Raw genomic sequence first — 11,776 nt, 5'->3', positions numbered from 1 at the left:
ATGGATGAGGCGTCGTCGCCGGCCCCTGCCGACGTCTCCCCGGGCGCCCGGCCACGGGTGCGCCTGCGTCGTGACGACATCATCGAGGCGGCCGCGGCCTACTTCGCCGAGCACGGTTACAGCAACGCCGGCATGCGTGACATCGCGCAGGCGGTGGGTATCAAAGGCGCGAGTCTCTACAACCACTTTCATTCCAAGGAGGAGATCCTCTACGCGATCGCGTTGCGGATGACGAAGGACCCGCAGGAGCACCTGCAGGTCCTCGACGCCGAGGGATCACCGGTCGAGCGGTTGACGAATCTCATCGTGGTGCATGTCCGCCATCTGGCCGAGCATCCTGTGGAACACCTTGTCTCCCTGCGGGAGCTGAACGCGCTGTTGCCCGAACACCGAGCCGTGGTGACCGACTATCGGCGCTACTACCAGCGACGCGTGCGCGACGTGATCGCTGCCGGCGCGCGATCCGGGCAGTTCGAGGTCCGAGATGCGATGCAGTCGGCGATCGCCGTCCTGGATCTGATGAACGGCATCAGTTGGTGGTTGCACCACGACCAGGACGTCGATCAACTGGTGGCCGACTACGTCGATTTCGCGATTCGCGGGATTCTTCATCACGACTCCGGGCCGGCGGTGCGGCGCGACACGGTCAGCTGAACGACCGAACCTCGCCGGTCGGGTCGATCTCCGTCCGCACGGTCGAGCCGTCGTCGTGCCGGTGCAGGACGGATGCCGCGATCGGCCGGTCGGGTGCGGAGACGCGCACGAAGACCCGGCCGTCGTCGGCCGCACCGAGGACGTCGGTCGCCAACTCGCGCACCACCGTCGCGACCCGCGGATCGATCGCCACCCCGTCGGTCGTGTCGGTGAGGTCAGAACGCGAGTCGTCGATGAACACGACCTCCACCCCGAGCGTGCGCGCACGGTACGCCAGTTCGTCGAGTTCGAGCGCCGACATCAGCGGGGCACGGAGCCGGTCCCGCAGATGTGCCTCCAGCAGTGCACATTCCGTGCGTTCGGCGTCGGTCAGCACGTCACCGGACGCGATCCGCTCGAGCATCGGCCGCGCGAGGTGGTCGAGGAACCGGACCTGGTTGGTGCGCTCCTCGGTGGCCGCGGCCTCTGCCGACAAACGCGCCACCTGACTCAAGGTCTGCGCCCGCAACGCGAACACCGCCTTGGCGGTGGGGCGCAGGGTGAACGAGAACAACGTCGCCATCGCCAGCGGGGCCATGTCGATGGCGATCAGCGCGGCGCTGCGCAACGGGGACACCCCGACGGCATGTCCCCAGTAGGCGAACACCACAGCCTCACCGGCGAGGCCCACCCACGGGGCGAGCCGCCGACCGCGCACACACATGAAGGCGAAGACCGCGACCGCGGAACCGTGTGTCCACATCACCAGCACCGATGACGCGGCCCAGCTCGGGGTCACCGACAAGGCGAACGCGCACGCCGCCGGACCCGCCGCAGTGAGTATCACGGTTGCGGGCAGCGGTAACGGATCACCCGGCACCTGCACGATGGCGACCGCGGCCGCGCTGAGGATCAGCCCCGCGATGACCAGCGGCCACGCCGCCGACGCCTCCTGCGCCGCGAACGACACCAGAATCCAGATCGCGGTGAGGAACGCGCCCAACACCAGCCAGGCGCCGGGGCGTCCCATACCGAGCAGGTCGCGGACGTCTTCACGCTGTCCCTCGTCGATCACCGGCGCGGTCATCGGCTCCACTCCACACGCACCCGGGTACCGCAGCCGGGATGCGAATCGATCACGGCGACACCACCATCGACCTTGCTCATCCGACCGCGGATGCTGACCGCGATGCCCAGCCGCGACGCGGACACCAGCGCCGGGTCGAAACCGACCCCGTCGTCGGCGATCTCGGCACGCAGCGTGCCGAGACCGGCGGCGACGGTCACCGATGTCGTCGCACCATCTCCGGCGTGACGTCGGCTGTTGCGTACCGCCTCGGCGGTGGCGGCAGCGATCGCCGACACCGCGGTCCCCGGATATGCCTGTGTACCGGGCTCATTCGCGACCGTCACCCGCTGCGCGGGGTCCACCATCGCGACGGCGGCCCGCACCTGACTGGCGGCCTCGTACGCGGTCAGCGACGATCGCCCCTCACCCTCGGAGGCATGCTCGACCGCGGCGATCGCGGCCCGGGCATTCTGCGCCAGCTCCGGCGACGCGCCCAGCCGCGACGCCAACAGCAACGTCGACATCACATTGTCGTGGGTCAGGGCGTCGAACCGATTACGTTCAGCCGAACGCGCATGCGCCGCAGCGGCATCGGCGGTCGCCTCGTAGGCACGCGCCCGGGTGGCGTCGAGAATGCCCGCGGTGCGGATGGCCATCACCGCCGCAGCGACGAAGATCAACGAGAACGAGATCGACCAGGCGATCTCGACCGGAAGCGGCCCGCTGAGGTGGGGCAACCGTGCTGTCTTGCTGATCGTCACGCTGATCGCGCTGACCACCGCGAGATAGCCGAACGCGTAGACCGCGGGGAACGCCAACGCCGACGCGATCGCCGCCAGCCCCGGGAACAGGGAGAACCAGATGCCGCTGACAGTGTCGAGGACCTGTCCGTTCCACGCCGGCCACCACAGGCAGACGGCGACGAGGTATCCGCCTGCGGCGACCGCCGCCGCGATGCGGATACGCCGGGCACCGCCACGCCAGGCAAGCGGCCCCAGCGCGATACCGGTCCCGAAGATCAGCGGAACAGCGATCACCGTCCACCAGAGGTCGGTGATGTGCATCGAGGAGACGACCGCCGATGCCGTCATCACGCCGTACGCGAGGTAGCCGACCGTGACGAACACCGCCATCAGGCGCAGGATCTGGCGGCCGGCCTGCTCATCGCGTTCGTCGTGAACGTCGATCAGCGGCGAAAGCGCCGGGGTATCGGCAGCCATCCGTCCTCGATCGCACGCTTGTAGAGGTCGGTCTTGGTCGGCGCCGGTCGTCCGACCGAGCTGTACCGGCGACGGATGCGGTTGACGTAATCGGTGACGGTCTCCGCCGAGATGTCGAGCTCGGTGGCCACGCGCGACGTCGGCTCGCCGGCGGCGTACAGCTCCAGAACCCGGCGCAGCTGCGGTGACAGCTCGACGAAACCCGCGTCGGAGTCGATGGCCGCGGCCCAATCGATGCCCGGCACGGTGTCACCGGCCAGGGCCTGCCGCATCGCATCCAGCAACTCGCTCACCGGAGAATTCTTGCGGACCACACCCAGGACCCCGGCACTGGCCGCCTGCCGCACGAGGTAGACGTCGTCGCCCGAGGTGTAGACGAGCGTCGGGATCTCGGCCTGCTGCAGGGTCTCGATGTTGGTGATCGGCGAGGTACCGTCGTCGAGCCGCAGATCCAGCAACACCAGATCGAGGTCGTCGGTCACCGCGAGCAGATCTGCCACCGTTCCCGCTCCCACCACGAGGTCCATGTCGGTCTGTTCGTCGAGGGTGGCGCGCATTCCACGGACGATCTGTTCGTGGTCGTCGACCACTCCGATACGCCACGCCCGCCGGGGCGATCCCGTCATGGCGACCATCATCGCTGATCGGACGCCGAAATGACGGACGAAACCAGGCGGTGAGCGATCGTCTCTTTTGCTGCTTTTCTCGGACGATCGTCCCGGTTCCGTGTCGCCGCGTCCCAGTATCACCGCCCCCTGCGGTCCGCCGCCATCACCCGAGTGTGCGAATCAGGGGCATCGTTTGCATGGCTAACGGTGGCCCCAGAACTGAGGCCCCCAGAAGTTGCGGCTGTTGGATCGGACATTTGCCACATAGCGTTCCGAGTTGGATGTCCGCGGCACCTTCCGCACGTGCCGGGCCTTCACCCCGAGGAGCACCCCGAATGTCTGCACCGACCGCGCCCCAGCCGACACTGACGCTGCCCACGACGCCGGCCCTGAGCCGGCGCGAGGTGGAGGTCCTGCGAACCTGGTTGATCTGCGACTCCAAACAGGAAGTCGCACAGGCACTGTTCGTGTCCTCGAACACCGTCAACGCGCACCTGGCGCGGATCCGCTCGAAGTACGAGGCGGTCGGACGGCCGGCACCCACCAAGATCTCGCTGCTGATCCGGGCCGTCGAGGACGGGCACTGCACGTTCGGTCAGGTCGCCCGCGCCGTCACCGGCCGCGTCGCTCAGTCTGCAGCCTGACCTGCACGCATCGCTCGCACGATCGCACTTCCCCATCACCGTGGCTCGCGCCGCGAGTGTCCTGCCGCAGAAAGCCGATAGATGACGAATCCGTACGACCCCACGATGCCGTTCGCGTCGCCGACGCACACACGTCGCAATCGGCGACTCGCCCTGCTGCTCGGCGCCCTCGGCGGTGTCGTGGTGGTGGTGGCCGGCCTGATCGTCGTCACCACGGTGGGTTCCGGGGATGGACCGCTCAACCCGGTCCTGCGACTGTTCGGCGCCAACGAACCACCGGAGGATCCGTTCACCAGCCCCGTCGTCCTCACCAACCGTCCGTTGCCGGAGGGAGCCATGTTCGCGACCAATCGTGGCGCGGCCGATCGCGGCGTCCGAGCGGTCAACGGCACCGAGGCCGGCCTCTACGGCGCCGGATCGGCGGGCTGTGACGTCGCCGCACTGGGTAACCGTCTGGCCGCCAATCCTTCTGCCGCCCGTGCCTGGGCCGGGGTCTTCGGCATCAGCACCGCCGACATCCCGTACTACCTCAACACCCTCACGCCGGTCGTGCTCACCGCCGACACCTGGGTCACCAACCACACCTACACCAGCGGTACCGCGTCCGCGTTCCAGTCGGTGCTGCAGGCCGGCACCGCCGTCCTCGTCGACAGTGCAGGTGTCCCCCGCGCGGTGTGCAGCTGCGGCAATCCGCTCGCCCCGCCGGCCGCGACGCCGATCGGTGGCTACCGCGTCTCCGGCACCACGTGGCGCGGGTATCAGACCCGGCAAGTGGTCCGCGTGGCCTACAACACGGAGAACGTGACCGTGGTCAACAACACCACCGTCATGCAGCCGACCCCGAATCCCGCTCCCGGAGTGGTCTCGACCGTGCTGTCGCTGATCAACGTGGACAACGGGCAACTGTTCTCGCGCACCGTCGGCAACGTGCTCAACCTGACGGGGCTGCCGCCGCTCTCCCAGCCGCTGCCGACCCCGGCGGCGCTGAACACGCCGTTCACGGCGACCACCGACGAACAGGCCGCCGCCAACGGCCTGGCCCGTGCCGGCAGCACGCAGGCCGCCGAAGACGTCGAGATCCGCGCCTCGGAGAACGGGAATGCGCCCGAGGTGGGGGGAACGTCGGTGAGCGCGGGAGCTCCCGCTGTCGCGGGCGGTACGACCGCGACCAGCGCCGCGGCGGGCGCGGCCGAGCCGTCGTCGTCCACGTCGTCCACGTCGAGCGCGGCGCCGAGCCCGACCACCTTCACAGGGTCGGGCGAGCAGATCGCCAGTCTCACGTTCGACGCCGGTGGCAGGTCGATCACCTGCACCACACCCGCCGACACCGATGCGGGCACGGTCGCGCTCACGTGCAGCGACTCGGTGGTGCGCGAGGTGGACACCTCGGCACTGCTGCGAGCGCGGGTCGTCGCGGCGACGGACCCGACCGGGGTGTGGACGATCCGCGTCACCCCCGCGACCGGCGGCCCGCTGACGGTGGCCGTGACCGACGCATCGTGGCGAGCGATACCCACCACGACGACGACCACAACCAGCACCGTCGAGACCCCGACGACCACGGAGACCACCACCGAGGCACCGACGGTCGAGGAGGTCCCGACGACGACCACGGAAGCACCGCCGACCGAGACCACCACGACGACAGAGGTTCCCACCACCACGACGACCACCCCGGCCGCCGAGGAGGTCGCGCCCGCCGGCTAGCTCTCCGTGGGTCCGGCGTCCGGTCCGGAAACTCCAACCCGCCGCTGACGTGCGTCGATGACGAGAGTTCACCCACAGGTCATAGGGACAGCCGACGGGGCGTGCCTACGATGCCCTCGGCCGCATCCCATTCGGGGTGGCCGCGACGAGAGGACATCGACGTTGACCATCGCAGGGGGTTCGGGCGCACCAGGGTGGAGCCCGACAGTTGTCGCGCGCGGAATATCGGGTGATCGGGCATCCCGACGATTCACCGCACAGATCGCCGCGATACTGCTCGCGCTGACGGTGATCGTCGGCGCGACGCAGGCGACGCAACCGGCGTCCGCGCACGCCGCACCGACCGGGCAGCTCGCCGAGGTCGGCAAGGTGACCGCCACGTACACCAAGAACACCGGCGCGGTCGCGTCGGTGAAGGTCGGGAAGTTCGTCCTCGACCAGGCAACCGGGGCAGTCGAACTGGTCGACGAGGCCGGTGACGTCGCCGCGCAGTTCGTGCCGAAGGTCGTGGTCGACGGTGTCGTCGAACCCTTGCAGGCGGTCATCACCAACGGTGGGAAGACGCTGTCGCTGGTGTCGACCAGCGCGATCCGCGTCGGTGCGAACATCGCCGCCTTCACCGCCACCCAGGCCGGCAATGCCGCGCAGCGTTGCGTCGCCGCCGGGCTCATGCCGGCACTCACCGCGACGCTCATCGGTGCGATCACCGCGGGTGTCGGCGGGTTCTTCGCCGGTGGCTTCGGCGCCATTCCGGCGGCGGTCGGCGGTGCGGTGCTGACCGGCTTCTCCGGTTTCGGCGCGGCCTGCCTCACCGCGGCCGCCAAGGGGGTCGTCGAGGACACGTTGAACGGTGACCTGCCGAAGCAGATCGTGGAGATCCCGTTCGGCTGAGGGTGTTCGGCCGTTCGGGACGAACGCGAGCTCTGCCCTCAGGGTCCGGGCCGTCACCAGGGAATCCTCAGCGGGATGTCGGGGATGGGTCCGGGAAGGTCGATGTCGCCGTCGAGGAGGTCGGCGAGCGGTCCGACGGTGCGCTTCAGCAGCTCCTGACCCACCTCCAGCGCAACGTCTTTCACATCGTCGACGGCGTGCTCGACCTCGACGGTCGCGGGGCGGTCCGGCCCGCGATCGACGTAGGTGGTCGGTTCCGCACCGGTGATCACGGCGACCATGTTGCGGAACGCGGTCGACTCGGGATCGGACCAGTAGTCGCCATGCGCATCGACCCCGGCGACGAGCCCACCCGGGTGGTCGGGATTGTGCGGCCCGTAGCGGCCGGTATCCATCCGGATCACCCCGGGCGCGACGTCGGGGTCGTGGCCATGCGGGTTGCCCGGCAACGACTGGACGTACTGGATCGGATCTCCGGGCGCGGTCAACGAGTAGCGTTCGACGTCGGGATTCGCGTTGCGCCACGGGCCGTCGAACACCCCGGTGCCAGCCGAGGATGCATAGATCACCCGGTCGGCCCGCAGGCCGAGTTGCTCGGCCGACCCGACCACCGAGCCGCCGTACGAGTGGCCGACAAAGGTCGTCCGGGCGCAGGGGGCGTGCAGCGCGATCTCGGTGTCGAGTTCGCCGCCGAAGGCGACGAGTCGAGGCGCCATCTCCCGCGCGTATTCGGTGTCGACCGCCGAGTCGTCGACGGACCCGGCGATCACGGCGCCGAGCCCGAGGATCTGGGCCAACGGCCCCCCGGCGGCACCCGCCCCCAGCGCACCCCGAAGCCCCTCGTGTCCGAGCCGCTGCGGCAGATCGCCGTCGACGTAGAGGAAGACCGGGCCGCCGGTACGGTGTGCGAGCTCCCAGGCGGAGTCCGACTCATCCTGGCTCCCATTCAGATTCGATCTCGTGCCGGGTACGTGGACCGTCGCGTTTCGGGTACCCGGCCGGAGGCCCCCGATCATCTCGATGAAACGTCCGTTCGGCGTGTTCTGGAACGCGATGAAACGACGTTCGATCTCGGTTCCGTCGGCACCGTGCGGATCGCGACGTCGCTCCAGGAACCCCTCGAGCGCACGTGCGCGTGGCCCGGCGCCGCGACCGGCGCGACGTTCGTCGGCGAGCGCGGTGCGGATGGTGATCTCGTTCGCCTCGGCGCGGGTGTCGAAGTCGACGCCGTCGAGGTTGCCGATGATCTGCGGCGCAGCCTGCATCACGCGTCGCCGGTCGGTTGAGGTCATGTTCGACAACAGGTTTCGTCGTTGCGATGGTGAGAGGTCCCGCAGCGCCGTGACCACGTCGTCGGGGTTGCGTCGCTGACCGCCGGGTAGCGCGACGTCGGGTTGACGGTCGACCATCGCGGCGAGATCCGCGCCCAGCGCGTCCAGCCGGGAGCCGTAGGTCTCGTCGAGTTCGTCGAGCGTGGTGAGCCCGACGCCGATTCGGGCCTCGAACGCACGCCCGTCGCCGGGACCGTTGCCGGGAGTGACCTCACCGGTGTCCGAGACCACGAACCCGGCGGCCACGGCGGCATCGACGTCCCGGAGCACGACGTCGCGCGCGTGGGCGAGGTCGGCTCCGGCGTCGTCCGCCTCGTCCGCGATCTGCAGGAGGACGTTGCGTACCCGGCTCGCGTGGTCTCGTTCCTGGGAGATGCTTGCGGCCAACGTGTTCCGGGCCGCGCCGAGCCAGTGCACGGCATCCTCCATCGCACGTGCCGCGGCATCCATCGCGTCGTCCAGCGCGGTCGCGCCCTCCTGCGCGGCGACACCGGCGGCGTCGATCGACAGTGGGCGCCAAGCACGCAACTCGGAGATCGTCGGGCGCATCACGGCTTCGGACGGCTCAGCGTGCGGGCCGACGACGTGTCCTCGTCCTCGACGACCCCGCGGAACAGCTCCAGGTCGACGCTCATCGTGGACAGCCGCGAGCCGATCGCCGTCGTCGCGGTTCTCACCGGTGCGGCGGCGGCACGCAGGGCGGCCACCACCCGACTCGACGGGCCGGTGACCCGTCCGAGACGGCCGAAGTCGATCTCGGCGATCAGGCGTGCCCGGTATCGCCAGATCCGCGCCGTCGAGGTGATCTCGCTCGGGCTGATGCTGAAGATCCCGGAGGCGGGCAGTCGCGGATCCGGTGGCATGTGACCCCCCGAGGGTGTGCTGGATGTGGCGGCTCGAAGCCATTGGAACTTAGACGCAGCGATCACGCCCTGCGGTTCCATCGATGCCGGATCTCGCACACCCCGAACGGTTTTCGCCGTCAGGGAGCTCTCGGCGGCTTCACCGGCCGTGGCGGTGTCTCGGCGGGCCGCAACGCCCAACCCGGGACCCAGTGCGTCACCTTCTCCTGCCGATCCTTCGCGACGATCGTGTAGGTGACTTTTCCGTACCACTCGCCCCACTCCGAACGCGCCCAGGCGGTGAGCACGCCGAGATGGACCGACCGGATCTGCAGTCCGTCCGGGAAGTATTCGCCGCTGTGGTGCGGCGTCTGCGGATAGAGGGCGTTGAGGTCGATGAGCACCGCTTTGTGGCCGACCGGAAAGAACGCCGGTCGTCGTGGTTGGCCGCTGTCGCCGCCGATCCACTTCATGCCCACTGTTCGAACACTAGTTCGATTCCCGGCGGCACTCAAGCCGTCCGGTCACGCGCACGAGAAGCGGCCGGTCGGCCTTCCCACCTGGGAAAACCGACCGGCCGTGTCAGATTGTCGACGAGATCTACACCTCGGCCTCGACGTCCGGCAGGCTCGCCAGCACGGCGGCCCGGAGGTCGTCGGCGCTGGTCGCGGACTCGATCACCGCGCGCGACGCGTCGTCGGCGATGTCGATGATGCCGATCAGCAGGTATTCGGGACGCAGCGTGCGGTCGCCGCGCTCGCGCGCGAGCTCCACAGCCTTGCCGAAGACCTCACGGGACTCGGCCGCGAAGCGGGGACGTGACCCGCGACCGCGCGGGCCGCGGCGTCCACGTCCGGGCTCCCAGGGGCCGCCCTCGTCGTCGGACCACGGTCCGCGGGGACCACCCGGACCGAAAGGTCCCGGGCCGAATCCGTCCGGACCGAAACCGGGGCCGAAGCCGCCGGGGCCGAAACCCTCAGGCCCGAAGCCGCCGGGGGCGAAGCCCTCGCCGCGCGGTCCGCGCCCCCGGTGCGGGCCGTGCCCGTGCCGATGCCCGCGGCCCCGACCGCGACCCTCCGGTCCGCCGCGCCCGCGCCGTCCGTGCCCGCGGTCGGGGCGCTCGGCCCAGCCCTCGGACACGTCCTCGCCGAAGCGGCCTCGAACGGCCTCGCGCACCTTGTCGAGGTCGATACCGATGCTGCGCAGGGCATCTCGGTCCTCTTCGTAGCGCTGCTTCGCCGATTCCTCGACGGTTGCGGCGCTCGTCTCGGCCTCGTCTTCGTGCTCGGCGTGATACTTCTGCGCCGCCTCACGCGCCGTCGGCAGGGTCAGACCCTGCTCGCCGAGCAGTGTGAACAGCGGACTCCGGGCGTTGCACAGCATGCCCAGGATGAGGTGGTCGTTGCCGAGCTGCCGGTGACCCAGGTCGCCGGCCTCCTGCATGGCAAAAGCCAGCAGCATTCTGTCATCACGGTTGAATCGTTCAAACATTGTTCTTGTCTCCTTCTGACCCACTCTCGCGGGCCTCACGATGTGCATGTTTCTGGTGCACGGCCTGGCGGCTGATCTGCAGAATCTCCGCGATCGACTGCCAGCTCCAACCGTTCGCACGGGCGTTGGCCACCTGGACGTCCTCGAGACGGTCGGCCAGGGTGCGCAGCGCCCGAACCGCGGCCAGCCCCCGGGCGGGGTCGCTGCTCGCGGCGTCACCCGCGAGGTCGGCGCCTGCGGCGTCGTCCTGTGCCGTATCGGTCGGATTCTGTTCGTCGTGCATGGTGTCAGGTTATGTTGACATCGCGCGGTTGTCAAGAATTATTGACGGAAGGTTCTGGGGATGCTCGTGAACTTGTCCACAGATGGTCGTCGAATCCCATCTGTCCGAGGTCGGCGTCGCGACACTGTGCCGATGAAGTACATCGGGGTGCACAGGTTCGCCGAACTGATCGACGGCGGGCTGACCCGCAAAGAGATCCGCCGACAGGTCGCGGACGGCGATCTCGTACTGCTGCGCCGCGACTGGTACGCGGACAAGCGCGCCGACGCGACCACCTGCCAGGTCGTCCGCGCGGGAGGCGTTGTCGGCTGCCTGACCGCGCTGCGGTACCACCGGGTGTGGGTGCCCGGGTCGTCGACGACGGTCCACCGGCGCGGGAATTCCCGAGCCCATCGCGCCCAGACCAAGATCACCTACTGCCGACAATACGGCCGGCCGGAACCCGAGTACGGAGCCATCGACGAAGTCCCCATCGCGTTTCGCCATGCCGTCCGATGTCTCGACGGCGAAGAACTCGTCGCCGTGTGTGATTCGATCGCCAATCAGAGGCTGATGGCCATCGACGAGATGCGGTCCGAGATGAGGTCCGCGCCGAAGTCCAAGCAGCGTCTGCTGGACAAATGCGATGCGCGCGCCCAGTCGGGAACGGAGACGATGACCCGCCTGCGATTGCGAGCGCGGAGGCTCAAGGTGCGGGTTCAGGTCACGATCTCCGGGCTGGGTCGCGTAGACCTCGTCGTCGGCGACCGGCTCATCATCGAGGTCGACAGCGAGGAGTACCACCGGACCAAGGAGCAGTATGAAGAGGATCGGCGCCGCGATCGCAAGGCGGCCGAATTGGGCTACATCACACTGCGATTCACCTACGCCACGGTGACCACGGATTGGGAGGCCGCCGAGAAACAGGTGCTCACGATCGTCCGAGAAGGCCGTCACCTCTGGCCCCGTCAGCGGAAGCGGAAGGCCGCGGCGCCTGTCGGCCCGACCTAAGGATCACCGCTGGTGGGTGCACAACTGGATAATCCAGACAACCACACACCAGCGGTGACGCTCACGG

13 protein-coding genes are annotated in these 11,776 nt (G+C 69.0%); 5 read left to right on the top strand and 8 right to left on the bottom strand.

What is annotated here, in order from left to right; translation table 11 throughout:
* Nucleotides 1–654, top strand: coding sequence for a TetR/AcrR family transcriptional regulator (locus D7316_RS22915; RefSeq protein ID WP_124710311.1), 654 nt, complete (start codon nucleotides 1–3; stop codon nucleotides 652–654).
* Here D7316_RS22915 and D7316_RS22910 read toward each other — a convergent pair.
* From D7316_RS22910 to D7316_RS22900, 3 genes are read right to left on the bottom strand one after another with little or no spacing between them, the layout of a single operon-like run.
* Nucleotides 647–1,720: a hypothetical protein gene (locus D7316_RS22910; protein ID WP_124710310.1), complete on the bottom strand. Its 1,074-nt coding sequence runs from the start codon at nucleotides 1,718–1,720 to the stop codon at nucleotides 647–649. The two genes, D7316_RS22915 and D7316_RS22910, sit on opposite strands and share 8 nt — an antisense overlap.
* Nucleotides 1,717–2,922 carry an ATP-binding protein gene (locus D7316_RS22905; protein ID WP_232017035.1) on the bottom strand — a complete coding sequence of 402 codons (1,206 nt, stop codon included), beginning with the start codon at nucleotides 2,920–2,922 and terminating at the stop codon, nucleotides 1,717–1,719. Before D7316_RS22905 ends, D7316_RS22910 begins: the two co-directional genes overlap by 4 nt.
* Entirely contained in the window at nucleotides 2,889–3,548 is a 660-nt protein-coding gene (locus D7316_RS22900; protein ID WP_124710309.1) for a response regulator, read from the bottom strand. The genes D7316_RS22905 and D7316_RS22900 overlap by 34 nt, the downstream gene beginning before the upstream one ends.
* A gap of 317 nt (nucleotides 3,549–3,865) precedes the next feature.
* On the opposite strand from D7316_RS22900, the gene D7316_RS27545 reads away from it, so the two are divergent.
* From D7316_RS27545 to D7316_RS22885, 3 genes are all read left to right on the top strand, one after another.
* Nucleotides 3,866–4,174 carry a LuxR C-terminal-related transcriptional regulator gene (locus tag D7316_RS27545; RefSeq protein ID WP_408610043.1) on the top strand — a complete coding sequence of 103 codons (309 nt, stop codon included), beginning with the start codon at nucleotides 3,866–3,868 and terminating at the stop codon, nucleotides 4,172–4,174.
* An 81-nt stretch (nucleotides 4,175–4,255) separates the two neighbouring features.
* Complete coding sequence (locus D7316_RS22890) at nucleotides 4,256–5,881, top strand: DUF6777 domain-containing protein (RefSeq protein ID WP_124710307.1); 1,626 nt, start codon at nucleotides 4,256–4,258, stop codon at nucleotides 5,879–5,881.
* Between the two features lie 162 nt (nucleotides 5,882–6,043).
* Entirely contained in the window at nucleotides 6,044–6,772 is a 729-nt protein-coding gene (locus tag D7316_RS22885; protein WP_124710306.1) for a hypothetical protein, read from the top strand.
* A gap of 53 nt (nucleotides 6,773–6,825) precedes the next feature.
* Here D7316_RS22885 and D7316_RS22880 read toward each other — a convergent pair whose 3' ends face one another.
* The 5 genes from D7316_RS22880 to D7316_RS22860 form a co-directional block, all read right to left on the bottom strand.
* Complete coding sequence (locus tag D7316_RS22880; protein ID WP_124710305.1) at nucleotides 6,826–8,652, bottom strand: alpha/beta hydrolase; 1,827 nt, start codon at nucleotides 8,650–8,652, stop codon at nucleotides 6,826–6,828.
* Complete coding sequence (locus tag D7316_RS22875) at nucleotides 8,652–8,966, bottom strand: hypothetical protein (RefSeq protein WP_124710304.1); 315 nt, start codon at nucleotides 8,964–8,966, stop codon at nucleotides 8,652–8,654. The genes D7316_RS22880 and D7316_RS22875 overlap by 1 nt, the downstream gene beginning before the upstream one ends.
* A 119-nt stretch (nucleotides 8,967–9,085) precedes the next feature.
* Entirely contained in the window at nucleotides 9,086–9,418 is a 333-nt protein-coding gene (locus tag D7316_RS22870) for a hypothetical protein (RefSeq protein WP_124711524.1), read from the bottom strand.
* A 127-nt stretch (nucleotides 9,419–9,545) separates the two neighbouring features.
* On the bottom strand, nucleotides 9,546–10,436 hold the full coding sequence (locus D7316_RS22865) for a Clp protease N-terminal domain-containing protein (protein WP_124710303.1): 891 nt from the start codon (nucleotides 10,434–10,436) through the stop codon (nucleotides 9,546–9,548).
* Nucleotides 10,429–10,719: a helix-turn-helix domain-containing protein gene (locus D7316_RS22860; RefSeq protein WP_124710302.1), complete on the bottom strand. Its 291-nt coding sequence runs from the start codon at nucleotides 10,717–10,719 to the stop codon at nucleotides 10,429–10,431. The genes D7316_RS22865 and D7316_RS22860 overlap by 8 nt, the downstream gene beginning before the upstream one ends.
* Nucleotides 10,720–10,851: 132 nt before the next feature.
* Here D7316_RS22860 and D7316_RS22855 point away from each other — a divergent pair, with 132 nt between their 5' ends.
* Nucleotides 10,852–11,709, top strand: coding sequence for an endonuclease domain-containing protein (locus tag D7316_RS22855; RefSeq protein WP_164473839.1), 858 nt, complete (start codon nucleotides 10,852–10,854; stop codon nucleotides 11,707–11,709).
* Nucleotides 11,710–11,776 lie beyond the last annotated feature (67 nt).

This window comes from Gordonia insulae, assembly GCF_003855095.1.
Classification (GTDB): domain Bacteria; phylum Actinomycetota; class Actinomycetes; order Mycobacteriales; family Mycobacteriaceae; genus Gordonia; species Gordonia insulae.
Note: the sequence above shows the minus strand (reverse complement) of the source record. Positions and strands in the feature narration are given on the sequence as shown.

Coding starts and splice junctions, on each gene's coding strand:
- D7316_RS22915 (WP_124710311.1), top strand. CDS start 1: ATGGATGAGGCGTCGTCGCCGGCCCCTGCCGACGTCTCCCCGGGCGCC.
- D7316_RS22910 (WP_124710310.1), bottom strand. CDS start 1,720: ATGACCGCGCCGGTGATCGACGAGGGACAGCGTGAAGACGTCCGCGAC.
- D7316_RS22905 (WP_232017035.1), bottom strand. CDS start 2,922: ATGGCTGCCGATACCCCGGCGCTTTCGCCGCTGATCGACGTTCACGAC.
- D7316_RS22900 (WP_124710309.1), bottom strand. CDS start 3,548: ATGACGGGATCGCCCCGGCGGGCGTGGCGTATCGGAGTGGTCGACGAC.
- D7316_RS27545 (WP_408610043.1), top strand. CDS start 3,866: ATGTCTGCACCGACCGCGCCCCAGCCGACACTGACGCTGCCCACGACG.
- D7316_RS22890 (WP_124710307.1), top strand. CDS start 4,256: ATGACGAATCCGTACGACCCCACGATGCCGTTCGCGTCGCCGACGCAC.
- D7316_RS22880 (WP_124710305.1), bottom strand. CDS start 8,652: ATGCGCCCGACGATCTCCGAGTTGCGTGCTTGGCGCCCACTGTCGATC.
- D7316_RS22875 (WP_124710304.1), bottom strand. CDS start 8,966: ATGCCACCGGATCCGCGACTGCCCGCCTCCGGGATCTTCAGCATCAGC.
- D7316_RS22870 (WP_124711524.1), bottom strand. CDS start 9,418: ATGAAGTGGATCGGCGGCGACAGCGGCCAACCACGACGACCGGCGTTC.
- D7316_RS22865 (WP_124710303.1), bottom strand. CDS start 10,436: ATGTTTGAACGATTCAACCGTGATGACAGAATGCTGCTGGCTTTTGCC.
- D7316_RS22860 (WP_124710302.1), bottom strand. CDS start 10,719: ATGCACGACGAACAGAATCCGACCGATACGGCACAGGACGACGCCGCA.
- D7316_RS22855 (WP_164473839.1), top strand. CDS start 10,852: ATGAAGTACATCGGGGTGCACAGGTTCGCCGAACTGATCGACGGCGGG.